The sequence below is a fragment of the Sphingomonas sp. DMC6 genome (genome assembly GCF_056314225.1).
In genome coordinates this window covers 24450-47559 of sequence record NZ_JBQUYT010000006.1, presented here as the reverse complement: position 1 = coordinate 47559, position 23110 = coordinate 24450, and the positions used below count along the sequence as shown (strand labels likewise).

Genomic DNA, 23110 nt, shown 5'->3' with positions numbered 1-23110 from the left:
CGGCCAAGTATTTTACCAAAGGGGTCAAGTCGCCAAAAATATGGCCGCCCATGGGAGGACGGATGCAATCCTGGGATTATCCCCGCAGCCCGGCCGGCATTCTGGTGCTCGCCGAATTTGCGGCGCGCCGCGGCCTCGCGCTGCATGCCTTGCTGGAAGGGAGCCGCATCACCCGGGCGCAGTTGCAAGCGCCGGAGGTGGAGATCGCCGCGGTGCAGGAGCTGCGCGTGCTGCGCAATCTGGTGCACGCGCTGGGCGACCCGGTGGCGCTGGGAATCGCGGTGGGCCTGGAATTTCATTTCGCCACCTTCGGCGTCTGGGGGCTGGCGGTGGTCAGCAGCGCGACCGGACGCGAGGCGATCGAGCGCGCACTCCGCTTCCTTCCGCTGACGCACGCGTTCAGCACGATCGGCTTCGCGGAACGTGGTGCTAGCGGTGTGCTGTCGTTCGTGGAGCCCGACCTGCCGGAGGCGGTGCGCGACTTTGCGGTCGCGCGCGACATGGTGACCGCGGCGTTGCTGCTCCGCGAAGCAATCGAGCCCGATCTGGCGCCGGTGCGGGTGACGATGAAAGCCGCGCCGCGGGGCGCGACATCGGCCGACCCCGCGATCTTCGGCACGCGGGTCGAAGGCGGTGCCTCTGCCAACCAGCTGGTGATCACGAACGCTTTCCTCGATCGGTCGCTGCCCCAGGCCAATGCCGTCACCGCGGCGATGGCCGAGCGACTGTGCCGCCAGCGGCTGGAGCAGCAGAAGCGCGGCCTCAGGACCGGAGCGCTTTCGTCGCGCTACCGCGCGCTCGCCGCCGAGGCCGCGCCGACCAGCCTGCGTGCATTCGCCGAACTTGCCCATGTCAGCGAGCGCACCTTGAAGCGTCGGCTCAACGCCGAGGGCACCTCGTTCCGCACACTTTCCGCCAACGGCCGGCGGGCCATGGCGGAGGCGTTGCTCGCCGACGACGCCCTCAGTATCAGCGCGATCGCCGAACGACTGGGGTTCAGCGATCTTTCGAGCTTCTCGCAGGCGTTCAAGCGCTGGACGGGGCTGGCACCCAGCGCCTTTCGCCGCCGCATTCGCCATGCCTCAGGCGACCAGCCGGTCGGTTGACGCCGCAGCATTGGCGCCAAGGATCAGATCGGCCGCCTTTTCGCCGATCATCGCCGTCGGCGCTTGGGTGTTGCCGCTGATCAGGCTGGGCATGATCGAGGCATCGGCAACGCGCAGCCCGGTCACGCCCCGCACTCGCAGTTGCGGATCGACCACCGCCCCGCCATCCTCGCCCATCCGGCAGGTGCCGACCGGATGGTAGATGGTGTCGGCATGGTCGCGAATCAGCGTGCGAAGGGCGTCGTCGTCGTCGCGGCCGGTGCCGTAGATCGGCGTACCGCCCAGCGCGGCAAGCGCCGGGGCGGCGAGGATGCGCTGGGCGATCCGCGCGCCGGCCACCAGCGTATCGAGATCGCGCATGTCGGTGAGGAAGCGGGGATCGATCAGCGGCGCGTCGCGCACGTCGCCGCTCGCCAGCCGTACCGCGCCGCGACTGAACGGACGCAGCGCGCAGACGTGCAGCGAATAGCCGCGGCCGAGGTGCCGCTTGCGGTTGTGATCGTCGACGATACCCAGGCAGAAATGGAGCTGGAGATCGGGGCGATCAAGCGCCGGATCGCTCTTCACGAACCCGCCGGCTTCGGCGACGTTGGTGGTCAGCATCCCCCGGCCGTCCCGCCGCCACGCGCCGATCGCGCCGGCCCCCTGGAGCAGCACGGCGCCGCTGATCCCGAAAAGTCCGGGTGCGGCGGTCTTCACGCTGATCGTGTAATCGACATGATCCTGGAGGTTCGCGCCGACCCCCGGGGCATCCTGTACCACGGGAATGCCATGTTTGCGGAGTTGGTCTGCCGGGCCCACGCCCGACAGCATCAGCAGCTGCGGCGTGCCGAACGCACCGGCGGCCAGCACCACCTCCTGCCGGGCAGCGAGCCGGTGCTCAATGCCGCCGCGCCGGAAACGGACCCCGACGGCGCGCTTGCCTTCGAACAGCACCGCCGAACATTGCGCATCGGCGATCACGATCAGGTTCTGCAGCCCGCTGCCCAGATAGGCCTTGGCTGCGCTGAACCGCCGCCCGCTTTTCTGAAAAACCTGATACGGGCCCGCGCCTTCCTGCACCGGGCCGTTGAAATCGGGATTGAACGGGATGCCGCATTGTTCGGCAGCCGCCACGAAGGCGCGGGTGGCGGGATTGTCCTCGCGCAGATCCTCGACACGCAGCGGTCCGCCGGCGCCGTGCAGCGCGTCGGCCCCGCGCGCATTGTCTTCGGCGCGCTTGAAATAGGGCAGCACGTCGGACCAGGACCAGCCGGGGCAGCCGCTCGCCGCCCAGCCGTCATAATCCTGCGGTTGGCCGCGCACATAGATCATCGCGTTGATCAGGCTGGAGCCGCCGACGCCGCGCCCGCGCGGCTGATAGCCCCGCCGTCCGCCCAGACCTGGCTGGGGTTCGGTGCGATAGGCGTAGTTGTGCCGACCGCGAAACGCGACGAGCCCGGCGATGCCGATCGGTACTTCGGACAGGATAGAGGGATGTTCCGGGCCGGTTTCCAGCAGCGCGACAGTGCGATCGGGCCGCGCTTCCGCCAGTCGCGCCGCGACCGCGCATCCACCGGGACCTGCGCCGACGACGATATAGTCTGCCGTTTCGATCATCCTTCCGCTCCTTCGTTCTTATCTTTTTGTGTGGGGCCCGGGTTACGCCTCCGCCGTCAGCTGTACCGCGGTGTCGGCAGCGGGCGCCATCGGCGCCTCGCGTGCCGCGACCCGGCTCTGTGCAAAGGCTCCGACGTCGGCCAGCGCCCGCCGGGCCGAGCCTAGAAATGCCGCCTGTAGCTGGAAGACGTGCCAGCGCCCGGCGTGGATTTCCAACCGGCAGGGGACGCCGTCCTTCCGCGCCTTCTCGGCCAGCCGCTGCGCATCGGACAGCAGCAGCTCCTGATCGCCGACCTGGACCAACATGGGCGGCAGGCCGGCGAGCGACGTTTTCAGCGGCAGATGCGCCCGGGCATCCGCAGGCGCCCGATACCAGCGCGCGGCCTGTTGCAGCCAGCCGCGGCGGAGCATCGGATCGCCCGCCTGCGCTTTCAGCCGGCGCAGGCCCAGATCGACGAGGGGCGAGAGCAGCGCCAGCCCCGCCGCCGTTTCTTCCTCCGCATCGCGGAGCAGCAGCGCGAGCGCCAGCGCCAGGCTTCCGCCCGCCGAATCCCCCGCGATCACGATCTGATCAGCACGATATCCGGCGCGGCGCATCGCCTGCCAGCAGGCCAGCGCATCTTGCAGGCCGGCGGGATAGGGATGTTCCGGCGCCAGACGATAGGCGGGTACCCACACCGGCAGGCCCGCCGCGCGCGCCAACCGGCTGGTGACGGCGCGGTGGGTATGGGCGCTACCCAGGCAGAAGGCGCCGCCGTGAAGATAGAGAATCGCACCCGGCGAGGACGGCGCGGGCGCGCTGTCAGGTACGATGGTATCGATCCGCAGCGTGCCCGCGTCCGCCCGCGCTTGGCGGACGCCGGTGGTGCGAGGCATGCCCAGGGACAGCAGCCTGACGATCCCGCGCTGGAGTGCGGCCGGGAAGGGCGGGCCGATCCAGGGCCGGAATGCGGTGCGGAGGAATCCGCGCAGCAGACCGGCCGTCGCCCGCTCGCCTAGTCGCTGCGGCGGCAGTTCCAGGCGGCCAACTCCTCCGGCCGGGCGGCTGAACCGATAGGCGTCGAGGCTCGCGCGGCGCGTCAGCCGGCGATAGGTAAGGGTGAAGCCGGGCCAGTTGGTGGTATTGCGACCCTTTTCGTTGACGTACCAGCTCTGGCATCCGGTCCATACCGTCTGCGTCAGCCGTGCTTGGACCCTGGCATCGTAGCGGGTGAAGGCGTCCTCGGCCACTTCGATCCGGCTCGCCCCCATCGCGTCCATTCGGTCGAAACAGCGAAGGATGTGGATGATCTGCGATTCGAGCATGTAGACGATCGAATTATGCCCGAGATTCGTGTTTGGGCCGTAGAGCAGGAAGAAGTTGGGGAAACCCGGTACGCTGATCCCCAGATAGGCGGACGCGCCGGTGCGCCAGGCGCGGTTCAGGTCGAGGCCGTCGCGCCCGGTGACCCGGATCGGACTGAGAAATTCGGTCGCGGCGAAGCCGGTGCCGTAGATCAGCACGTCGAAGGCGTGATGTCGGCCGTCGCGCGTCACCACGCCATCCGGCGTCAGCCGCTCGATCCCCTGCGTCACCAGCGTCACATCGGGGCGTGCCATCGTCGCCAGATAGTCGTTCGAGAGCAGCAGGCGCTTGCAGCCGATCGGATAATCGGGGACGAGCTGGGCGCGCAGCGCCGGATCGGACACCTGGCGCCGCAGCTGCGCGCGGAACGGCCTTCCCGCAAACACGTCCATCAGCGCTTTGAACCGCGTGAACGCGAGTGCGCGCGCCTCGTAGCGCAGATAGATCGCCAGCCGGTGCCTCCGCATCCGGCCCGGACTGGCGGCGAAGCGGCGCTTCTCGTCCGCCGAATAGGCGCGGTCCGCCTTTGGGATCACATAGGCGGCGGAGCGCTGGAAGACGGTGAGCGGAGCCGCCTGATCAGCAATGGCGGGCACGAACTGGATCGCCGAGGCGCCGGTGCCGATCACGCCGACGCGCTTGCCGGCAAGCGTGCATCCATGATCCCAATGAGCGGAATGAAAGGCCGGGATCGTCAGTGTATCCGCGCCAGGCAGCCTGGGTATGGCCGGCCGGCTCAACTGGCCGACCGCGCTGACCACCATCCGCGCGTGCAGCGTGCGGCCATCGGCGAGCGTCACCGCCCAGCGATCACGCGCTGCATCGAACGCCGCCGCCACGACTTCGGCACCGAAGCGGATATGCGCGCGTATGCCGAGTTCGTCGGTGCAGCGTTCCAGATAGGCATGGATCTCGGCTTGGGGCGCGAACATCCGCGACCAGTCGGGATTTGGCGCGAACGAGAAGGAGTAGAGATGCGAGGGCACGTCGCAGGCCGCCCCCGGATAGACATTGTCGCGCCACACGCCGCCCGCCGTCTGCGCCTTTTCCAGGATGATGAAGTTGGTCGTGCCGCGCTCGATCAGCCCGTACGCCATGCCGATCCCGGCAAAGCCCGCGCCGATGATGAGCACGTCCAGGCAAACTTCTGCGTGTACGCTGTCACCGTGCACGCGATCGATCCGGTCCGCCATTTCCTCTCCTATCGCCGATGCCTGCGGCGTTCATCGCGCGATTGTGCGGTATTCCCGCCCCGCTCCGCCACTTCTCCGGAATAGGCCCGACCTGCGGCTTTTGCCGATTGTGCATCGAGGTAGAAACCGCCCGATGCATGAGATTGCGCCGGCACCACGATTGTCGCCGCCGCGCAGGGAAACCACCAGAAACGATGCCCCACCTTTCCTCTCCATCCTTCTCCTGTCGCTCTGTCGACGACAGGGAGGGACATTCCGGCAAACGCGCCGCGGAGCACATGCTCGTGCAGGACAAAAGTTTATGTAACGGGCCAAAGCGAGCGGGTCTCGCACTTCCGCAGCGCCACCCCGGACCCACCGCGTATGCGGCGAGTCTGGGACCTCGCCTCAGCGTCATTCATGCCTCGGCGCGAGGTTGAGCTGCGCTATTTGAGAAACTCGGCTTTCAGATACGCCGGATCGGGATAGCAGTAGAACCCCTGTCCGCTCAGCGCGCCGAGCTTGCCCTGGTCAAGAAATTGCTCTTTCAGGGCCTGCGCCGAATTCTGTTCCTGCGCATTGTCGGTGGCGTCAGCATGCAACTTGACGATGTTGTAGACCGTTGTGAGGCCGACGACATCCATGATTGCAAAGGGGCCGACCGGCGCGCCGGTCGCGATCATCCATGTCTTGTCGACCGTCTCGGGATCGGCCACGCCGAGATGATTCAGTTCCCATGCCGCCCTGAGGAAGGGCACCAGGAGCGAGTTGAGAATATAGCCCGGCTGTTCCTCGACGCCGTGCCAGGCACCGTCCCCGAAGCGGATCGCATAATCCAGGCCTTCCGCGACCAAGTCGACCTTGTTGTTATTGGTGAGCAGGCGGAGGTCGATGCCCGGATGCATCGCTCTGAACACCGGCAAGCGTTCGAGCAGCGCCCCGACGACGAACGTACCCACGGCGCTGACGGTCAATACTTCCTGCACGCCGCCATTCTCGAACCGCTCGAAAAGGCGATCGATGGCGCCAAAGGCCTCGAACAGTGTCGGCGCCAGGGCCAGCCCTTCATCGGTGAGCTTCAAACCCCGATTGGATCGACGAAAAACGGCTACACCCAGCCGATCTTCCAACGCCTTGATCTGGTGACTGATGGCGGCCGGACATCACCACTTCGTCCGCCGCCCGGGTGAAGGACAGATGCCGCGCGGCCGCTTCGAAGGCGCGCAATGCGTTCAGTGGTATGGGTGCACGCGCCATTCATCCCTCAATTTTCTAATGGCAAAACTGAGATATCGTCCTTTGCTGGCTCGGGCCGTCTGCGTCAAACTCGCAACATCGCTTATGACGAGGTTGCTCCCATGAAGCCCACGCGCCGCGTTTTTTCGCTTGGTTTGCCCGCGCTGGTTTGCTGGCCTGGGCTCGCGCGATCGGCTGTTTCCGACCCGATCGCACAGTATGAGCGGGTGACGGGCGGTCGGATCGGCGTTTATGCGGTCAACGTCAGGACGGGCGCGAAGCTGGCATGGCGCGCCGACGAACGATTCATCATGTGCAGCTCCTACAAAGCCTCCCTGGCGGCCTTCGTGCTGTCGCGCGTTGATCGCGGAGAGGAAAAGCTGAACGCCGCCATACGCTATGGAGCCCAGGACACGAAGGATCTGTGGGGGCCCGTCGCCAAGGCCAACCTGACAAAGGGCGCGACGACCCCAGAGGCGATGGCAGCCACCTTGCAGAAAATCGTCCTCGGAGAGGTTTTGTCCGTCCGGTCAAAGGCGCTGCTGACACGCTGGCTCATCGGGAACCAGACCAACCCCCGCCTGCGCGGCGGCCTGCCGACAAGCTGGCGGATCGGCAACAAGACCGGGCATAGCGGGTGCGACATGGCCGGCGACATCGCGGTTGCGTGGCCTCGGTCAGATACGCCGATCGTGATCGCGGTGTACACCCGCGAGGGGGCGCCGACGGAAGGGCAGTTCGACGAGGTGTTTGGCGGCATTGGCCGATTGGTCGCTTCCACGCTCGTCTGAAGAAAAGGCACACGTTCGATGACGGCCATCGGGCCAAATCGGCACGGCTAATCCTGACCAGACTCGGTCGTTCAGGTCGGCCACGGCGAACGTCAGCACCTGACAGAAGCTGCCATGGCCGCCCAGAAGCGGATCGCCAGCAAACCGAACACCGGAGCAAGCGCGCCGAGCGTTCCTGCAAGACGGAGGCGTCACGCCCGGCGCGCTTGTGCCCGTGGTGCAGCACGGATATCAAACCGGTGGACTCTCATTATGGCTGCGGGACCAGGGGGCAGGTCACCGACATGCTCTCCGATTTGGGCTTCTCCATCGTGGAGACGGGATCTGCCGAGGAAGCCGTGCGGGTTCTCGAACGGGGCCAGAGGTGGACGTCGTCGTACCGACCACCTCATGCCGGGAATGACGGAACTGAGCTCGCACGCCACGTACAGCAGATCCGACCGGAACTGCCGGTGTGCTGGTATCCGGCTATGCGGAACTGGAAGGCGTGGATGCTGATCGACCGAGATTGACCAAGCCGTTTCGCAAGGATGAGCTGGCAGCGATCCTACTGTCGCTATTGGACTAACTGACTAAGACGGTTGCGGTACGACAGATCGGGCCGCGTGGCAGTGATCTGCTTCAGCGCATCAGTCCGGCAGCGCGCAGAGCATCTTCTATCACCCGTCCAACGCCGTTAGAGGCGGGCTGAGGCTGAGGCTGAGGCTGGGGCGGTGCTTCGGAATGAATGACCGGTGCGGCCTTTCTCGGCAGTTGTGGCGCCGAGAACGGCTGTGAAGGGGCCGGATTGGCCTGATTTCCTGACTTGGTCGCCGCCAAACCCCAAAAACCGGCGATCCGGCGCGTCGAGGAAATACCGGCCTCCAGCATGTAAGCCCCAGCATTGCCGCAAGCATTCGCACCCGTGGTGCTCAGCGGTGTGCCGTGACCAAGACCGTCGATCCGATATTCCTCGATCACCGCACGCCCATGCGCGTCACGCCAGGCGCGGCGGAGATGACCGTCGATCTGCTCGACAACGGTGGGCTCGGGTGCAACGCCGTGGATGCTGCGCCATTGTTCGACAATCAGGGCAGAATTGGCATGGCTCACCGTCGCGTCGCGATCGCCGTGCCAAATCGAGATTCTTGGCCATGGCCCCTGGTGTGGAGATGCCGCAGTCACGAGTGTGCCGAGCGCCGCCGCCGGAGGCCCGCCGTGCGCCCGCATGCGATCAAACGCTTCGGGAATCGAGGATGCGGTGCCGTAGGGGAGACCTGCGATAATGGCCCCACCGGCAAAAACGTCGGGATAGGTGGCGAGCATCACCGACGCCATCGCGCCGCCCGCCGACAGTCCGGTCACGAAGATGCGGGCCGGATCGATCGCATGCTCTGCCACCATCGTCGCGACCATCTGGCGGATAGAAAGCGCCTCGCCGTCGCCGCGTCGGGTATCACCCGCGTTGAACCAGTTGAAGCAGAGGTTGGGGTTGTTGCCGCGCTGCTGCTCAGGATAGAGCAGCGCAAAGCCCTCTTCGTCGGCGAGACGGGACCAGCCCGAACCGTGATCATAGGCGGCGGCATCCTGCGTGCAGCCATGCAGCACGACGACCAATGCCGATGGTGCTTGCCCCGATCGAGGCAGGTAGAAGCGCCCTCGGAGCGCGCCCGGGTTCGAGCCGAACGCCACCAGCTCGGAGAGCCGATCTTCTGTCGCGGTGGCGGTTCCGCCGACCAAGGCACTGTCGCGGAAGCGGGAAAGGCGATTCAAAGTGTCGTTCAGGTTACGCATGCGGCTTTTCTCCTGGCCACGGCGGAAGCCCTGACACGCAGCCGATCCTGGTTGGAATGCTGCACCGCACAATGTCGGGCGGCGCGGCGCGGATGCAAGGGCGGGCGTGATCTATTTACGCGCGTGCCAAGATGCTTAGATGCTGGAGAATGGCCGCTCCGGGGTCACACGAAGGCGCAGCCGCAATGCCATCGCCCGCGTGTCTTCCACCGTCCTGCCTAAATCGTCAGCTATGGCTTCGATGCCGATGCCGGCGGTGATGCCGCTTCTCAAATCGTTGATGTTGGTCTGGGTCCAGCGCTGGTGCGTGTCCGTCATCGGCTGACCTTCGAGGGGACTCTGTCATCTTGTACGCGGGTCGCAAGCTCCCACTTGCATCGGGCACCAAGCCCCGAAGAAATCGCGATTTCCGCGAGCCCTGGAAGAACCTCGATCGAACATGGAATCGCAGGTGCGTAGATGAAACGCCAGCACCAACGGCATTCGGCCGAACCCAGATTGGATGGCTGCGTGTTCCACGGCAAGGCTGTCTCTTGGCCGGGCTGTGCGTCGCGATCGTCGAGGAACATCAGCTTGTCATCCTTGTCGCCCTATCCGCGGTACAAGGGCTGATGCATCAGCTTCAGGATCGCACACGCGATGTCGTGTCTTGGCGATTGAATCACAAGCGCACCACAAACTATTTCGGCTTCCGTACGATTGGGGGTAGCCCACGCGTCCCGACGTTCCCATATAGGGCTCATCGCGCCGTCCTTCCCGAGCCTGGCCGCGACCGAGAGCGATCGATGCTCCCGCTCTGACGCGGAACGCTCTCATGCCTTCGATTTCCGACATGCGGCTCATAAGACCCTTCAAACTAGCGTGCCCTAAGTCCTGCGCCAAGCAGAGGGCCGCGCGTGGCCGATACCGCAGCGCCGGCCGCCTGGGCTGAGCTCGTCCGCTTCTATCGCGCTTCCCGAACGGACCATCATCTGCACGCGGGGCCCATCCGACCCCAAAACCAAGGAGAGTACGACATGGCCAAAGGACAGCAGCGCGGCAACCGCGAGGCACGCAAGCCGAAAAAACCGGAGCCGCCGAAGCAGAATGCTTCCAATCCCTCGCTCAAGGGAACGCCGCAGGCGCAATTGCCCAAAAAGGGCTGATCTTCTTCGCGAGTCGAAAGGCTCGGTCCGTGCAGCCGCCTTCGATCCTCTGCTGCCTTGAACGCAGATCCGATGCGCTGGCCTGCGCTTTCGCGCCCCTTTCTCCCGCGCTTCGCGACAAAAAGGAATGCCGATGTCCGCTCCGACGACGAACGAACCGACTGCCACGCGCGCGCCGGCACGCAAGCAGTTCCGCAGCACGTTCGGGATGCCGCGCCCCTCACCGGACAGTCTCGAGCGGCAGAGCCGTGTCGCGCTGCTCGCCTGGAACCTGCTCGGTGGCGATGCCGCGATCGCCTTTCTCAACAGCCATGACGAGGCGCTGGGCGGGCGGCCGCTCGACCTTGCCGTCGCCAGCCCGGTCGGCTGCGAGGCGGTGGAGCAGGCGATCACCGCCCGCGCCGAGCGCCGTTGAATCGCTGCCGTGCTGCTGACCATCCGTCACCGCACCAGCTACCGCTATGCGCGGCCGGTCTGGCTGCAGCCCCACCGGATGATGCTGTGCCCACGCGGCCAGCATGACCTCCGGCTGCGCACGACCGAGCTCGGCTGCGTGCCGCCGGCCGCGATCGACTGGACGCAGGACGTGTTCGGCAACCTGATCGCGACGGCAAGCTTCGCGGAGGCGACCCAGACGCTGACGATCGACAGCCGGATGGTGGTGGATCATTCCGCCGCGGCATGGCCGGTTTTCAGCATCGCGCCGTCCGCGCACCAATTTCCCTTTGCCTATTCCGATGCGGACATCGCCGATCTGGGTGGGATGCGGCTGCCCCAATATCCGCAGGCGGCGAGCCGGGTGGGCGCATGGGTGGCGCAGTTCCGCGGCACCGGGCCGACCGATACGCTGACGCTGCTCAAGACGATCAACACCGCCATCGCCACCAGCCTCGCCTATCGGGTGCGGGAGGAAGAGGGCACCCAGACGCCGGAAGAGACACTCGACCGGGGCAGCGGATCGTGCCGCGACTTCGCGACGCTGTTCATCGAGGCGGTGCGCCACCTCGGCTTTGGCGCGCATGCGGTGTCTGGCTATCTCCAGCCCGACCTGCCGGGTGACCAGCACGGCACCACCCATGCCTGGGCCGAAGTATATTTGCCCTGTGCCGGCTGGATCCCTTTCGATCCCACCCATGGCCGCATGGGCGGGGCAGGCCTCATCCCGGTGGCAGTCGCAGGCAATATCGCGCAGATTCACCCTGTGCGGGGCAGTTATCTCGGCGCGCCCGAGGACTTTCTCGACATGCAGGTCGACGTGACGGTCGAGACGAGCAGCACGCCCTCCGGTGCCTTCGACGCTTTCGCCCTCTGAGATGCCCGACCCGAACGGACGCGCCGCCGAACTCGATCGCGCCTATCGGACGTTGTGCCGGGGCGCGCGCTTCGTCGCCGGCCCCATGGGGCAAGCCGCGACGCGGCCGGAGAGCGTCGTGCCGATCAGTCATCAGCACCGGTCGAAATGGATCGGCAACGGCCTGCGCGAACTGGATCGGTTCCTCCACCATCTGCTCGACGCGTTCGCGCACGCCCATGGCCTTGGTACTGCGCCCGCCCAGCGGAACGGCGCCAACAAGTTGCGCGCGCTGCACGCGGCGCTGGGGCGAGGCGGCGACGATTACGCGCGTCTGCTGGCGCTAGGCAGCACGCGCGCCTGCCTGTTCCACTGTGACGGTATCCTGCGCAGCCGCGCGATGGCGGCGGCGTGCTGGACCGGCCTAGGCAGGGCTGGCACGCCACCGGTGCCCGATCCGGGCATGATGCTCGTCGTTGTACCGATGGACCTGCAGGGTGTCGGCCAATTCTACCACAGGCTTGCCGACGATCTCGTGCGGCCGCTCTAGTAAATACGCGGTGGAGTCCCCATCTTGATAGCATCGCGGTTCGCCCTGCCTGAGCAAGGCCGCGGCTGAGAGAGAATCCTGCTCCCGCTCTTCTCCAAGGAGCAGCCCCATGTCTTCTTTCTCCCTCGTTCCGCGGTCCCCGAACGTCGTTCCGTTTGTCGATGGCAGTGTGCGCCGCCGGCCGGTCCTGTCGATCTTCGCCCCCCGGCACGATCCCGCAGGGCCACCCAGTCCAAAGTCCGCGTGAATGTCGCGCGTCGTCAACATCGACGCGGCCGTGCAACAGGTACTCGCGACCTGCGCGCAGCAGCAGGCGCGGATTAGCGCCATCGAGCCGATATCACCGAGCGGCACGCACGTCGTCTTTGCCCGCGTAGAGGATGCCGAGCGCATGCGCCGTCTCTACCGCGATCGTCTCCTCGATGGCGCCGTCACGCGGACCAGCGGCGGCCGAAGGCGCGTCTGACTTTCCTCCGAAGCCTGCCTCCAGAAGGAATCCTTGCATGTCCCCATCCGCCGATCCCGCGCCCGACGCAGCAACCGTGGAAGAGCATCGGCTGATGGCCGGCTATGGAATCGCGCGCGTTCCCGCTCACGTCTTCCATTGGGGTGGCTATCGCTACTCCAGCTTCAAGGATGCGCTGGCCGCCGCCCGTCGCGCGGAACGCGCCGCCGCTTCCAATCCCACGTCCGAGGACTCCATCTGATGCAGCCTACCGCCATCACCTGCCGCGCGCAGGAAGCGCGTCAGCGCCAGCTGGCCGCGAACGCATCGCTGCCCAATGTACGCGACATCGCTTTCGTCGCGGCTGCCGCCTGGGAGAAGGAAGCCCTGGCCGCGGAGAAGCGCGAGGCCCGAGACCGCGAGACCCGTCGCCGCCGAGGCGAGGCAAACCTCGGCCGGGCCACTTCGCCGTTCGATGACCGCAGTTTGAGTGAAAACCCGGACCGCGGCTTTGCAAATCGGGAATCGGCGCCGGTTGCGCTTGCGGTCGTGGCTTTCCGCAACGGTGCTGGCTCGGACGATTGACTTCGGATTGTGGTTTGGGCGCATGACGTGGCTTACCCGGCGATGCGGGCAGCAGGGGCTCGGCCTGTGTCCGGATCCCGCCCCTGCTGACGATCCAGGGACCGCATAATCGGCGTCACCGTCAGCCCGTGCAGCAGGATCGAGAATAGCACTACCAGCCCGACGATGCCCCATAGCCGCTCGGCCTCCACCACCGTCATATGGTTCATGCCATAGGCCAGGTAATAGATCGTCCCCACGCCGCGGATGCCGAAAAAGGCCAGCGTCAGCTTCTCGCTGCGATCGGCGCGGTAGCCGAGCAGCCCGATCCACCCCGCCACCGGCCGCACGACCAGCAGGATCGTCGCCGCAACGCCAATGTCGACCCAGCCGACATGCGCCAGCAGGCCGCTGACGAGCGCGCCACCGAACAGGATCAGCAGCGCCATCATCACCAGCCGCTCGAGCTGCTCGATGATCGTGTGCATCTCATGGTGGAATTCGTGCTCGCGATGCGTGTGGCGGAAGGTCAGCGCGGTCACGAACACGGCCAGGAAACCGTAGACATGGACGATCTCGGTCAGGCCGTAGGACACGAACGTCGCCGAAAGCGCGATCAGACCGTCGCCCGTCTTGGCGAGCTTGGAGTCGGCGCGCACGTGGAAGGTGAGCCAGCCAAAGGCGAGACCAACCAGCCATCCGCCGAGAATGCCGCCGCCGATTTCCCACACCACCCGATAGCCCAGCCACGCGCCGAGCCACGGCGCGCCCGACACGGCGCTGGCCGCGAGCAGGATGGCCAAATGGACGAAGGGAAAGGCGGCGCCGTCGTTGAGCCCTGCTTCCGAGGTGAGCCCGAAGCGGACCTCATCCTCTTCCCCGGTCTTCGGCGGGCCGACCTGGACGTCCGAGGCGAGCACCGGATCGGTGGGCGCGAGGCTCGCCCCCAGCAGCAGCGCCGTCGCCAGCGGCAGCCCCAGGGTCCATCCGGCAATGCCCGCGATCGCAAGGATGCTGAGCGGCATGGTGATCGCCAGCAGTCGCCAGGTGACCGCCCAGCGCGCCCATCCAAACACCCGGTCGATCTTGAGACCGGCGCCCATCAGCGCGATGATGACGATCAGCTCTGAAAATCGCTCCGTGATGTCCGGATACCGCATGGGCAGCGGTCGCAGCGTTACCTGGGGCAGAAGGAAGATCGTCGCGCCGATGCCCATGCACACGATCGGCAGCGATAGCGGCAATTTGCGCAGTGCGAGCGGCAGCCACGCCACCAGCGCCACCAACAGGCCCGTCCCGGTCAGGACAAGGATATAGGTGGAGGGGAGCAAGCTGGCATGGTCCATCGTTGCTTAACCGGTCGCCGAGCGGATCGGGTGCCGGCGCGTGCGAAAGAAGCTGGCACCGCCATGTCTGATCGTTGTTCGGCGGAGCGCATCTCCACGCTCAGGCTTTCTCCCCCTCAGTGCCCCGCCGCTTCCCGTTCGCGCAGCGTGGCCAACTGACCGCTCAACTGGCGCAGCACGCGGGTGCGATGCTGATAGGTGTTATGGCGCTCCCCCACCCGACCGGCGACGAAGTCGCTGGAGAACGCCCTGGTCATGTCCGCAAGCGCGGCCTCAAGCGCATCCGCATCCGATCCGGCTGGCGCGCAGGGGCGCGGGGCAGCTTGGTCGAGCAGGCGTGTCTTTTTCTGGTCGATGGTCATGCGTGTGTCCTCGCCGAGCGGGAGCACGTAGCATCTCTCAGTCGCAGCGGCGCTCGTGGCGGGGGCTGCGATAGACTGAATATGGGGACGCCGAAGCGCTATGAATAGATGCGATTGCATCTATCGGCTGCCGTGCTGCGGCGTCAGGCTTAAGCTGGCTGACGATCAGGTACGGAACCGGCACATCCAGCGAAGCAGGCAAAGCATGATTCGCATGCCAACCATTTCGGGCTGACCATCGAGGCCGCGGGCGTATCGCTATAGGCGTGGAACGTGGACGACGGTAGGTTATTGAAGGATGGGCGCGGTTTCATGCTGCAGGAGGGCGATGGCCGGCTCCTGACTGAAGCTGCCGTTGAACATATCTTTCCGGCACGACCGTTTTGTCCCACACCCGGTCAATCGTTGCCTCATCGCTCCGGGGTCGGGGCAGCCTCATATGTCATCGGATCATCAAGCCAGCAGGTCACAGCAGACTCGCGCCAGCCGATACAGCGGGTGCTGATCTGCGTGCTAGCGGGGAAGGTGCCTGCTTCCATCTTCCGGTAAAGGGTGGAACGGGTGAGGCCTGTTAGAGCGAGGACGGCCTTGAGCCGCAGGATGCGGTCCGTTGCGTTGGAGTGCATTGCTATCACCTTGCATGGTTCGGGGGTTGGTGGAGGATTTCGACGCAAGATGGACCCGAACGGCTTGTCGGCAGAAGGGTTCGTCTGGGGCTGAAATGGCACTGTTCGGTGCAGGCTGGCATGTACATCGACTGAGAATCGACGGTTGTGCGAGCGGTCCGTCTGCACCAGGGTGTCGCCGCCGAGGTTGCAGCGCACCTGAGCCTGCATGGCACAAGTCAGAGACTTTGCGTTCTTGCTCTTCGTTCCCACTTTGTTCTAGCTGGCGATCCGCTGCCGATGCAGCGATTCGACATCATTGGGAGCTTCGGCATGGAGCACGACCTCCAGTTGCGCGCTGCTGCGCGTGCGATCTACGACGCCTGCTATCCGAGCGAGGAATGGGCGCCGTTCGGCTTCGACGAGGCGGAGCGATTCAGGACCATCCACTATCGCCAGGCCGTCGGCGCGGCGCTGCAGGCGCGCCGGGCGCTGCACGATCGCGCGGTGCAACCCAGCCTGTTCGCCGAGCAGGTGCACGCCTGACGCCCGCGCGATGGATGCGATCGAACGGACCAACTGGCTGGCGCATCGCTGGCCGATCGAGCTCGAAACCTTCTCCTATGGGGGATGGCTGATCCATGTGGGTAGGGTCGAGGGGCATCGCCTGGGGCAGGTCAACTCCGCTGCGGAGTTCGAGACCTGGAAGGCGGCGCAGCGACCGCTGTGCCTGGCGCGCTTCATTGCTAGGAGGCGCGAGCTTCATCCTCCCGCCGTGCTGGTGGTCGCCGGCAAGTACCGCCTGGGCCGTATCCCGCCGGAGCTGTGGTGCGGCTATGACGCGACGCTGCTGATGGATGCACCCGCGGCGACGCTCCTCTCCGCCAAGGTGCGCGCGATGTTCCCCGCCTGGCCGGACTGCCTAATCCGGGTGGTGCCACAGGACCAGGTGCCTGCGCTCGGCCTGCATCCTGCGCCCGCCGCTGCAGGTCCGCGCCTGCGCTTGGTGGGCTGACATGGCACGCTATGACGCTGACGGCGGGCAGGTGCCGCGGACGCTGTTCGAGGCTGCGGCGTTCCACCGTTCGGTCCGGGCAGCCTGTGCGGAGTGTGGACACATCGGTGTCTTTCACGCGGCGGCGCTCTGGCGGCTGTTCGAGCGCAGGCAATGGCCTAGCCCGCTCACCGAGGTGGGGGCTCGCCTCCGATGCTCGCGGTGCGGGCAGCGCGGCACGACGATCAGCCTGACCCGCGATCCGCCGACGATCACCAGCCTGCCGCTTCCGAGCGACGTCGAGTGGCGGCGGGCGGTCAGCCGGTTTCACGCCTAGAACAGGGCCGCCTGTTCGACGGCGCCCTTGCGGTTCACCCAGGGCTCGCTGGTCCGCTCCATGAAGATCAGGTCATCGGGAAAGCAGCGCGCCTGGAAGCCTAGAATGTCGTCGAAGCTGCCGCGCAGCCAACGATCATGGTCGTCACGGTGGAGCAGCACCGGCATGCGGTCATGCACCGGGCGTATTGCCTCGTTGCAGTCGGTCATCACGCCGGAATAGACCCGCCCCCATTCGGCGGTGTCCCGCCACAGTCCCGCCCAGGCGAAGATCGGCGCATCCTTGACGCTGAACCAGGTTCGAGTCTTCGCTCCCTTGGCGCCCTCCGCTTCGGCAAAGCCGGTCAGCGGGATGAGACAGCGCCACTCGGGCTTACGTGCCAGCCCGACCCACATCGGCTTGGTGAGATCGGCGATATTGTTGACCGGCTTCGGCTTGGCACTCGGGCTCATCCTCTTGAGCCGGAGCGGAAAGCCCCAGACCATCGACTGCAGCACGCGCGCGCCCGCTTCCTCGCGCACCACCATGCCGGGATAGCCGGGATAGACTTCCTCGCCCGCATTGGACTGCACCGGATTATCGATGCCGAAATGCGCGGCGACTTCGGCCGCACTCTTCCGAAGCTGGTAAAGGTTGCACATGGCGGCAGCCTAGGTCGAAGGCGAGCGTGCTGCAACGCGCAGCCCATGGTTCGCGGCTAGAGCAGGTCCAACTGCGTGCCATCGGGCGGCGGGCCGCCGCCGCGCCAGGGATCTTCGGTGCGCAGGACGGCCATCCGCTCGGCGGCGATCGGCGCGCGAAACTGGAAGACGATCACGTCCTGGATCGAGCCGTGCAGCCAGCGCGCGTGCTCGTGCGGCTCGAGCAGTACCGGCATGCGGTCATTGGTCGGCGGAATGGCCGCGTTCGCCTCCATGGTCATGCCCGCATAGGAGGGGCCCACCTCGGGGAAGTTCCGGCAGAAGCCCGCCCAGGCCAGGATCGGCTGGTCGCGGACCGAGAACCATGTCCGTGTCTTGGCGCCTTCGTCGCCGTCCGGGTTGCCGAAATGGGTGATCGGGATGATGCAGCGGTAGCGCGGATCAACGACGGTCTGCTCCCAGAGCGGATTGGTGAGATCCGCTACCAGGCCGATGATCTCGGGCTCGTTCCGCTGCAACTGCGTGTCGCGGATCCGGCGGGGGAAGCCCCAGCGCATCATCCGCAGCCGTCGACGCCCACCGGCCTCGAACATCACCAGCCCCTGGCGGCCCTCGGTGACGTCGGGCGGAAGGGAGATCTGTCCGACGTACTCCGCGTCCAGGAAGCGGGCGACATCGTCGATCGTGGCACGGAGGCTGTGAAGGCGCGACATGGTTCGGCGCGGGAGCCTAGCGCTACCCGGCGACGGGACAAGGGTTGCTGGCAAATCGCGGAACCCAGCGCTGCTACGGCCCCGCAAACTTTTTTCATGTCGCGACCCCGTAGTTCGCCGTCGGCTGCGTCAATCGCTCCAGTGCCGGGACACCGGCAGCGGGGAGAAAAGAATGACGATCTCGAAAAGGGCCCTTTGTGCGGCGATGCTTGCCGCGACGATTTCCTACAGCGACATGGGTGTTGTCCCGGCACACGCCCAGGCAGCGACGACCAGCTTCGACCTGCCGGCGCAGGCGCTAGCGACGACACTTCGCGCGATCGCGCGCCAGACCGGGCGAGAAATCCTGTTCGAGGATGAGGAGGTGCGAGGCAAGCGCGCCGTGGCAATTCGGGGCAGCTTCGCCGCCGAGCAGGCCGTGCGCCTCGCCATAGGCGAAGACATGGTGGTGCGCGAGGAAGCCGGCGCACTCGTCGTGCGGGGCAACCCTGGCCGGGCCGGGGGCGCGGCAGCCCAGGTAGAGACGCAGGATGCCATCACGGTAACCGGCTCGCGCATCCGCGGTACCGAGGGGCCTTCGCCCGTCATTATCGTGTCGCGCCAGGGGCTGGAGGAGCAGGGCATCCCCGACATGGCGAGTGTTTCGCGGATACTCCCGCAGAATTTCACCGGAGGGCAAAACCCCGGGGTCGCGGGGGGCGGTGACCAGGGCGGATACAATAATGCGAACAACGCGACGACGCTCAACCTTCGCGGGTTGGGCTCGGACGCGACGTTGACGCTCATCAATGGTCACCGCCTTCCTTACGACGCCGTTAACCAAGGCGTCGACATTTCCATCATCCCGCTGGCGGCGCTCGAACGCATCGAGGTCATCACCGACGGCGCCTCGGCGCTCTACGGCTCGGACGCGGTGGGCGGCGTCGCCAACCTGATCCTGCGCCGCGACTATGATGGCCTCCTCACCAGTGCACGCGTCGGCGCATCGACCGAGGGCGGCAACGTCCAGCAGCAATATTCGGGCGTCGGCGGCACGCGCTGGGCCGGCGGCGGCTTCATGACCGCACTCGACTACAGCAAGGCGACCCCGATCTATGCCGACGATCGACCCTATACCCGCCAGCTCAACGCCGGGCAGATGCTGACGACCACCAGCCGGCAGGTGAGCGGCGTGCTGGCCGGCCACCAGGATCTTGCCAGCTGGGCGTCGTTCGAGCTCGACGTGCAACTCGCCGATCGCCGGTCGCGCAAGGTCAACGCCTTCTCGCTGACCGCGCCGACCACCTTCTATGGGCAGGACAACCGACCGGTGGTGCGCAGCTATGCGGTGACGCCGTCGCTGCACCTCCGGCCATGGGCCGGCTGGGAGGCGACCCTCCAGATGACCGATGGCGAGAGCTCCACCGTCATCAATACCCAGCGCTATACCAACGGCACCCTGTTCGTCAGTCGTGCGGCCTATGACAACCGGCTGACCAATTTCGAGGCCAGTGCCGAGGGCCCGCTTGCCCGTCTGCCCGGCGGCGACATCCGGCTTGCACTGGGGGGCGGCTATCGTCGTTTCCAGCTCGACTTCGACGTGCGCACGACGAGCGGCGCTGTGACCACCGTCTCGCGCGACTCCGTCGAGCGGCGCACCAGCGCGTTCGGCTATGGGGAGCTGTCGGTGCCGCTCGTTGGGGCGACCAACCGGATGCCGTTCATCGACGCCCTGCGACTGAGCGGGGCCGTCCGCTATGAAAGCTACAAGGGAATCGACGCTGTCGCGACGCCCAAGCTCGGCCTGGTCTACGCGCCGCACCGCGACATCACCCTCAAATATAGCTGGGGCCGCTCGTTCAAGATCCCGACGCTGCAGCAGGTCAACCAGGCACGGGAGGTCATACTTTTGCCGGCATCGGTGTTCGCACCGCAGCCCAGTCCGCCGCTGCCGGCGGGCGCCACGATCCTGGCGATCGGCGGCGGGAGCCCGAACCTGCACGCCGAGCGTGCCAAGAGTTCGACCTTGTCCGCGGAAGTGCGGCCCCGCTTCCTCCCGGGGCTGCGGGTCGAGGCGACCTGGTATGAAATTGACTATCGTGACCGCATCGCCTCTCCGATCAGCGATCTGCTCTCCGCGCTGAGCAATCCTGCCGCAGCGAACTTTGTCCAGTTCGCGCCCAGTGTCGCGGAGGCGCAGGCGACCGTTGCGCAGGCAGCAGCCGGGCTGTCGAACCAGAGCGGCCAGCCATATGATCCGGCAAAGGTCGCAGCGATCGTGGATTCGAGCCTGCGCAACATCGCCCGTGAGCATATCCGGGGTGTCGACCTGTCGATCGATTATGACGCGCGGCTGGGAGAAGACAGCCAGCTGACGATTGCCGGGTCGGCAACCTATCTCGACGCGGATCGCCAGGCCGCGCCCAATCTGCCCACCGCAGGCCGCTCCGGCCTGATCTTCACGCCGCCGAAGTTTCGCGCGCGGGGCGCGGTGAGCTGGCACACCTCGGTCGTTCAGCTGTCAGCGGCGCTCAACTATCTAGACGGGACTACCGACAAGCGTTTTTCCGTGCCGACTAGGATCGGTGCTTTCACGACCATCGACCTGAGTGGTTCCGTTCGGACGCGGGAAGGACATGGTCCGCTCGATCGGATCGAACTGCGCCTCAGCGCGCAGAACCTGCTGAACGAGCAGCCCGATCCCATCCGTGTCACCAACCCGACCTATGTGGCCTATGACTCGACCAACCAGTCGCCGATCGGCCGCTTCGTCAGCTTCACGGTGACCAAGCAATGGTGAGGCGGCATCTGCTAGCGGCGTTGCTCGCGACCGTGTGGCTTCCGGTCCCGTGCCGCGCGGCGGTACCGCCCGATTGCAACGCCATCATGCCGCCGACGATCGCGGCGCCACAGGCGAAACGCGCGCTGCTCCCCGAGGACCTCGTCCGGCTGCGCGACATCGGACCCGTCGATCCGAATCAGCAATATGGCGGGCTGTTCACGGTATCGCCGGACGGCACCAAGGCCGCGTTCCAGCTGCGGCGCGGTGATCCTGTCGCCAATGGGTATTGCCTCGCGATGGTCGTTGTCGATCTGGGCAGCGGTCGGGCGGTTGTGGTGGACCGAGGTGGCGATTTCATCCGCTTGCGCATCGACGTGCGGGGAAAGGCGCACTTTCCGACGGGGCTAGCTGACGCGATCACGCCGCGCTGGACGCCCGATGGCCGGTGGATCGTCTACCGACGTCTCGATAAAGGCGCGATCCAGCTCTGGCGCGCCCGAAGCGACGGCAGTGGCAGCGAGGCGATCACCGACAGCCTCGACGACGTCGACGACTTTCGGCTGACGGCGGACGGGAGCGGGGTCGTCTATGCGACCGATCCCGGGTTGCGCGAGGCACTAGCCGCGATCGAAGACGAGGGGCGATCGGGTTTTCACTATGACGATCGCTTCGCGCCCTCGGCGAGCAATCGCCCGTTTCCGCCTGCTCCGCTTGCGCGAAAGACGTGGTTCCGCGACCTAGCGACGGGAAATACGCGGCCTGCGACCGACGCCGAGGCGGGATTGCTCGGGGCCGCCTCGATGCAGGAGGGGAGCTGGGCCCAGTCGGTCGGCCCCGCCGGGCGGATCGCCAGGATACGCGTCCCGGCCGGAAGCCTTCGTCCCGATCGGGGTGTGCTGGAGACGGAGCTCGGCGGTCGACATCGCACCTGCACCGCGCCGGAGTGCGCCAATGCAAGCAACCCCTGGTGGGTCGGCGACCGGGTGCGGTTCTTCCGTCGCGAAGGGGTGAGAGGCGAGAAGATCGGCATCTACGAATGGCGGCCTGGCACACCAAAGCCACGTCGGCTGTACCAGACCCAGGACCTGCTGATCGGCTGCGTCCCTAACGGCGCCGAAATCCTCTGCCTCCGTGAAGGTGCCGTGCAGCCAAGAAGGCTCGAGCGGCTCGATCCGAGCACCGGGCGGCGCGAGGTGCTGTTCGACCCGAATCCGGAGTTCGCGAGCCTGACTCTCGGGCGGGTCGAACGCCTCTATGCGCGCAACAGCTTCGGCCTGAACTCCTTCGCGGATCTCGTCCTGCCGACGGGGTACCAGCCGGGCAAGCGCTACCCGTTGGTCGTGGTGCAATATGTGTCGCGCGGCTTCCTGCGCGGCGGCACCGGCGATGACTACCCCATCCAGGCGTTCGCCAATCGCGGCTTTGCGGTGCTGAGCATCGACAAGCCCGAGGCGGTGGGCGCGAGGGCGGCGCCCGACTTTGTCGAGGGCGACCGGATCAACCTCAAGGACTTTGCCGATCGGCGCAGCGTGCTCGAAGCCGTCGAGGCGCCAGTGCGTGTCGCGATCGCGCGCGGCATCGCCGATCCGGCGCGGATCGGGATCACGGGGCTGAGCGACGGCTCCTCGACCATGCAGTTCGCGCTGCTGCACAGCACGTTGTTCTCGGCGTTCGCGTCGAGCAGCTGCTGCTGGGATACGAGCATGCCCGTTCGGGTCGGGCCGGGTGCTGCAAAGCTATTCTACCGCATCGGATATCCTCGAATCACCGATGACAGCGAGAAAGCGCGCGCCCTGTGGCGGCAGATCGCCATTTCCCCGAATGTCGAGCGGATCCACGCGCCGATCCTCGCGCAGGTTTCCGATGACGAATATTGGACCGCGCTGCAGAGCTTCACGGCCCTCCGCGACCTCGACCGGCCGATCGACCTGTTCGTTTTCCCGGGCGAACATCATATCAAATGGCAGCCGGCGCACAGGCTCGCGACCTACACGCGGGCGATCGACTGGTTCGACTTCTGGCTGAACGGGGTGAAGGCGCCCGGCCGCGAGGCGGAGATCGCGCGGTGGGAGGCGATGCGGAAGGCACAGGCGATTCCCGAAAAGCCCACAGGCGCGCCAGCACCCACGCCCTGACGCCAGGTAGACTCGAGAGACGGGCGGAAGCCGTGGCACCCGCCCGCTTGGGTCAGTCGGCCTGCGGTCCGGGCTGCCAGGTCAGGCCGCCCTCACTGTCTGCGAACCCTATCATCGAACCGCGGGTGGCTCGGCTCGCGGCGCCGAGTTCGATCGTCGTGATATGCTTGGTGTCCATCGTGCTTCTCCAATGTCGTCT

Annotated in this window: 25 protein-coding genes; 13 read left to right on the top strand and 12 right to left on the bottom strand. The window is 66.3% G+C overall.

From position 1 onward, the window contains the following. The first annotated feature begins 62 nt into the window (after positions 1-62). A complete protein-coding gene (locus tag ACT53M_RS14660; RefSeq protein ID WP_476234251.1) occupies positions 63-1106 on the top strand; it encodes an AraC family transcriptional regulator in 1044 nt (347 codons plus the stop codon). Here the strand turns inward: ACT53M_RS14660 and ACT53M_RS14655 are convergent. The 3 genes from ACT53M_RS14655 to ACT53M_RS14645 form a co-directional block, all read right to left on the bottom strand. Further along, entirely contained in the window at positions 1083-2705 is a 1623-nt protein-coding gene (locus tag ACT53M_RS14655) for a GMC family oxidoreductase (protein WP_476234248.1), read from the bottom strand. The genes ACT53M_RS14660 and ACT53M_RS14655 overlap by 24 nt on opposite strands. A gap of 42 nt (positions 2706-2747) precedes the next feature. Beyond that, positions 2748-5243 (bottom strand): alpha/beta hydrolase fold domain-containing protein, encoded by a 2496-nt coding sequence (locus ACT53M_RS14650; RefSeq protein ID WP_476234246.1) that lies wholly within the window; start codon positions 5241-5243, stop codon positions 2748-2750. Between the two features lie 425 nt (positions 5244-5668). Next, entirely contained in the window at positions 5669-6304 is a 636-nt protein-coding gene (locus ACT53M_RS14645; protein ID WP_476234506.1) for a 3-hydroxyacyl-CoA dehydrogenase family protein, read from the bottom strand. A gap of 276 nt (positions 6305-6580) precedes the next feature. Here ACT53M_RS14645 and ACT53M_RS14640 point away from each other — a divergent pair, with 276 nt between their 5' ends. Continuing rightward, positions 6581-7249 (top strand): serine hydrolase, encoded by a 669-nt coding sequence (locus ACT53M_RS14640; RefSeq protein WP_476234244.1) that lies wholly within the window; start codon positions 6581-6583, stop codon positions 7247-7249. Between the two features lie 621 nt (positions 7250-7870). Here the strand turns inward: ACT53M_RS14640 and ACT53M_RS14635 are convergent. Together ACT53M_RS14635 and ACT53M_RS14630 are read right to left on the bottom strand one after the other, a co-directional pair. Continuing rightward, complete coding sequence (locus ACT53M_RS14635) at positions 7871-9022, bottom strand: extracellular catalytic domain type 1 short-chain-length polyhydroxyalkanoate depolymerase (RefSeq protein WP_476234242.1); 1152 nt, start codon at positions 9020-9022, stop codon at positions 7871-7873. Positions 9023-9157: 135 nt separating this feature from the next. Next, entirely contained in the window at positions 9158-9340 is a 183-nt protein-coding gene (locus ACT53M_RS14630; RefSeq protein WP_476229059.1) for a hypothetical protein, read from the bottom strand. A 578-nt stretch (positions 9341-9918) separates the two neighbouring features. Here ACT53M_RS14630 and ACT53M_RS14625 point away from each other — a divergent pair. The 4 genes from ACT53M_RS14625 to ACT53M_RS14610 all read left to right on the top strand — a co-directional run bounded on the left by ACT53M_RS14625 (position 9919) and on the right by ACT53M_RS14610 (position 12008). Beyond that, entirely contained in the window at positions 9919-10167 is a 249-nt protein-coding gene (locus tag ACT53M_RS14625; protein ID WP_476227099.1) for a hypothetical protein, read from the top strand. Between the two features lie 133 nt (positions 10168-10300). Continuing rightward, complete coding sequence (locus tag ACT53M_RS14620; protein ID WP_139810157.1) at positions 10301-10582, top strand: hypothetical protein; 282 nt, start codon at positions 10301-10303, stop codon at positions 10580-10582. A 9-nt stretch (positions 10583-10591) separates the two neighbouring features. Beyond that, positions 10592-11479: a transglutaminase family protein gene (locus ACT53M_RS14615; protein ID WP_476234240.1), complete on the top strand. Its 888-nt coding sequence runs from the start codon at positions 10592-10594 to the stop codon at positions 11477-11479. Between the two features lies 1 nt (position 11480). Next, positions 11481-12008: a hypothetical protein gene (locus tag ACT53M_RS14610; RefSeq protein WP_476234238.1), complete on the top strand. Its 528-nt coding sequence runs from the start codon at positions 11481-11483 to the stop codon at positions 12006-12008. 340 nt (positions 12009-12348) lie between these two features. Here ACT53M_RS14610 and ACT53M_RS14605 read toward each other — a convergent pair whose 3' ends face one another. Beyond that, positions 12349-12513: a hypothetical protein gene (locus ACT53M_RS14605; protein WP_476234236.1), complete on the bottom strand. Its 165-nt coding sequence runs from the start codon at positions 12511-12513 to the stop codon at positions 12349-12351. Here ACT53M_RS14605 and ACT53M_RS14600 point away from each other — a divergent pair. Then, on the top strand, positions 12512-12715 hold the full coding sequence (locus tag ACT53M_RS14600; RefSeq protein WP_476234234.1) for a hypothetical protein: 204 nt from the start codon (positions 12512-12514) through the stop codon (positions 12713-12715). The two genes, ACT53M_RS14605 and ACT53M_RS14600, sit on opposite strands and share 2 nt — an antisense overlap. After that, entirely contained in the window at positions 12715-13038 is a 324-nt protein-coding gene (locus tag ACT53M_RS14595; protein ID WP_476234233.1) for a hypothetical protein, read from the top strand. Before ACT53M_RS14600 ends, ACT53M_RS14595 begins: the two co-directional genes overlap by 1 nt. Before the next feature lie 32 nt (positions 13039-13070). On the opposite strand, the gene ACT53M_RS14590 is transcribed toward ACT53M_RS14595, so the two are convergent. From ACT53M_RS14590 to ACT53M_RS14580, 3 genes are all read right to left on the bottom strand, one after another. Continuing rightward, on the bottom strand, positions 13071-14363 hold the full coding sequence (locus ACT53M_RS14590) for a cation:proton antiporter (protein WP_476234232.1): 1293 nt from the start codon (positions 14361-14363) through the stop codon (positions 13071-13073). 116 nt (positions 14364-14479) lie between these two features. Beyond that, entirely contained in the window at positions 14480-14725 is a 246-nt protein-coding gene (locus ACT53M_RS14585; RefSeq protein ID WP_476234230.1) for a hypothetical protein, read from the bottom strand. A gap of 410 nt (positions 14726-15135) precedes the next feature. After that, complete coding sequence (locus ACT53M_RS14580) at positions 15136-15351, bottom strand: helix-turn-helix transcriptional regulator (protein ID WP_116468752.1); 216 nt, start codon at positions 15349-15351, stop codon at positions 15136-15138. 279 nt (positions 15352-15630) lie between these two features. Between ACT53M_RS14580 and ACT53M_RS14575 the strand changes: the two genes are divergently transcribed. The 3 genes from ACT53M_RS14575 to ACT53M_RS14565 are packed head-to-tail and all read left to right on the top strand — an operon-like array spanning position 15631 to position 16661. Further along, the gene (locus ACT53M_RS14575; RefSeq protein WP_409530244.1) at positions 15631-15876 is read left to right on the top strand and encodes a hypothetical protein; all 246 of its coding nucleotides are present in this window, start codon (positions 15631-15633) and stop codon (positions 15874-15876) included. 10 nt (positions 15877-15886) lie between these two features. Further along, positions 15887-16345 carry a hypothetical protein gene (locus ACT53M_RS14570; RefSeq protein WP_476234228.1) on the top strand — a complete coding sequence of 153 codons (459 nt, stop codon included), beginning with the start codon at positions 15887-15889 and terminating at the stop codon, positions 16343-16345. 1 nt (position 16346) lies between these two features. Next, a complete protein-coding gene (locus ACT53M_RS14565; RefSeq protein ID WP_476234227.1) occupies positions 16347-16661 on the top strand; it encodes a hypothetical protein in 315 nt (104 codons plus the stop codon). Here the strand turns inward: ACT53M_RS14565 and ACT53M_RS14560 are convergent. After that, complete coding sequence (locus tag ACT53M_RS14560) at positions 16658-17302, bottom strand: SOS response-associated peptidase (RefSeq protein ID WP_476234226.1); 645 nt, start codon at positions 17300-17302, stop codon at positions 16658-16660. The two genes, ACT53M_RS14565 and ACT53M_RS14560, sit on opposite strands and share 4 nt — an antisense overlap. Before the next feature lie 56 nt (positions 17303-17358). Continuing rightward, the gene (locus tag ACT53M_RS14555; protein ID WP_476234225.1) at positions 17359-18015 is read right to left on the bottom strand and encodes an SOS response-associated peptidase family protein; all 657 of its coding nucleotides are present in this window, start codon (positions 18013-18015) and stop codon (positions 17359-17361) included. Positions 18016-18187: 172 nt separating this feature from the next. On the opposite strand from ACT53M_RS14555, the gene ACT53M_RS14550 reads away from it, so the two are divergent. Both ACT53M_RS14550 and ACT53M_RS14545 read left to right on the top strand, forming a co-directional pair. Then, a complete protein-coding gene (locus ACT53M_RS14550; RefSeq protein WP_476234223.1) occupies positions 18188-20794 on the top strand; it encodes a TonB-dependent receptor domain-containing protein in 2607 nt (868 codons plus the stop codon). 86 nt (positions 20795-20880) lie between these two features. Beyond that, positions 20881-22911 carry an Atxe2 family lasso peptide isopeptidase gene (locus ACT53M_RS14545; RefSeq protein WP_476234222.1) on the top strand — a complete coding sequence of 677 codons (2031 nt, stop codon included), beginning with the start codon at positions 20881-20883 and terminating at the stop codon, positions 22909-22911. A 52-nt stretch (positions 22912-22963) separates the two neighbouring features. Here ACT53M_RS14545 and ACT53M_RS14540 read toward each other — a convergent pair whose 3' ends face one another. Next, positions 22964-23089 carry a hypothetical protein gene (locus ACT53M_RS14540; protein WP_459120823.1) on the bottom strand — a complete coding sequence of 42 codons (126 nt, stop codon included), beginning with the start codon at positions 23087-23089 and terminating at the stop codon, positions 22964-22966. Positions 23090-23110 lie beyond the last annotated feature (21 nt).

Bases quoted from the DNA above. Each gene is read 5' to 3' on its own strand.
- ACT53M_RS14660 (WP_476234251.1), top strand. From the start codon at position 63: ATGCAATCCTGGGATTATCCCCGCAGCCCGGCCGGCATTCTGGTGCTC.
- ACT53M_RS14655 (WP_476234248.1), bottom strand. From the start codon at position 2,705: ATGATCGAAACGGCAGACTATATCGTCGTCGGCGCAGGTCCCGGTGGA.
- ACT53M_RS14650 (WP_476234246.1), bottom strand. From the start codon at position 5,243: ATGGCGGACCGGATCGATCGCGTGCACGGTGACAGCGTACACGCAGAA.
- ACT53M_RS14640 (WP_476234244.1), top strand. From the start codon at position 6,581: ATGAAGCCCACGCGCCGCGTTTTTTCGCTTGGTTTGCCCGCGCTGGTT.
- ACT53M_RS14635 (WP_476234242.1), bottom strand. From the start codon at position 9,022: ATGCGTAACCTGAACGACACTTTGAATCGCCTTTCCCGCTTCCGCGAC.
- ACT53M_RS14630 (WP_476229059.1), bottom strand. From the start codon at position 9,340: ATGACGGACACGCACCAGCGCTGGACCCAGACCAACATCAACGATTTG.
- ACT53M_RS14620 (WP_139810157.1), top strand. From the start codon at position 10,301: ATGTCCGCTCCGACGACGAACGAACCGACTGCCACGCGCGCGCCGGCA.
- ACT53M_RS14610 (WP_476234238.1), top strand. From the start codon at position 11,481: ATGCCCGACCCGAACGGACGCGCCGCCGAACTCGATCGCGCCTATCGG.
- ACT53M_RS14600 (WP_476234234.1), top strand. From the start codon at position 12,512: ATGTCCCCATCCGCCGATCCCGCGCCCGACGCAGCAACCGTGGAAGAG.
- ACT53M_RS14605 (WP_476234236.1), bottom strand. From the start codon at position 12,513: ATGCAAGGATTCCTTCTGGAGGCAGGCTTCGGAGGAAAGTCAGACGCG.
- ACT53M_RS14595 (WP_476234233.1), top strand. From the start codon at position 12,715: ATGCAGCCTACCGCCATCACCTGCCGCGCGCAGGAAGCGCGTCAGCGC.
- ACT53M_RS14590 (WP_476234232.1), bottom strand. From the start codon at position 14,363: ATGGACCATGCCAGCTTGCTCCCCTCCACCTATATCCTTGTCCTGACC.
- ACT53M_RS14585 (WP_476234230.1), bottom strand. From the start codon at position 14,725: ATGACCATCGACCAGAAAAAGACACGCCTGCTCGACCAAGCTGCCCCG.
- ACT53M_RS14580 (WP_116468752.1), bottom strand. From the start codon at position 15,351: ATGCACTCCAACGCAACGGACCGCATCCTGCGGCTCAAGGCCGTCCTC.
- ACT53M_RS14575 (WP_409530244.1), top strand. From the start codon at position 15,631: ATGCAGCGATTCGACATCATTGGGAGCTTCGGCATGGAGCACGACCTC.
- ACT53M_RS14570 (WP_476234228.1), top strand. From the start codon at position 15,887: ATGGATGCGATCGAACGGACCAACTGGCTGGCGCATCGCTGGCCGATC.
- ACT53M_RS14565 (WP_476234227.1), top strand. From the start codon at position 16,347: ATGGCACGCTATGACGCTGACGGCGGGCAGGTGCCGCGGACGCTGTTC.
- ACT53M_RS14560 (WP_476234226.1), bottom strand. From the start codon at position 17,302: ATGTGCAACCTTTACCAGCTTCGGAAGAGTGCGGCCGAAGTCGCCGCG.
- ACT53M_RS14555 (WP_476234225.1), bottom strand. From the start codon at position 18,015: ATGTCGCGCCTTCACAGCCTCCGTGCCACGATCGACGATGTCGCCCGC.
- ACT53M_RS14550 (WP_476234223.1), top strand. From the start codon at position 18,188: ATGACGATCTCGAAAAGGGCCCTTTGTGCGGCGATGCTTGCCGCGACG.
- ACT53M_RS14545 (WP_476234222.1), top strand. From the start codon at position 20,881: ATGCCGCCGACGATCGCGGCGCCACAGGCGAAACGCGCGCTGCTCCCC.
- ACT53M_RS14540 (WP_459120823.1), bottom strand. From the start codon at position 23,089: ATGGACACCAAGCATATCACGACGATCGAACTCGGCGCCGCGAGCCGA.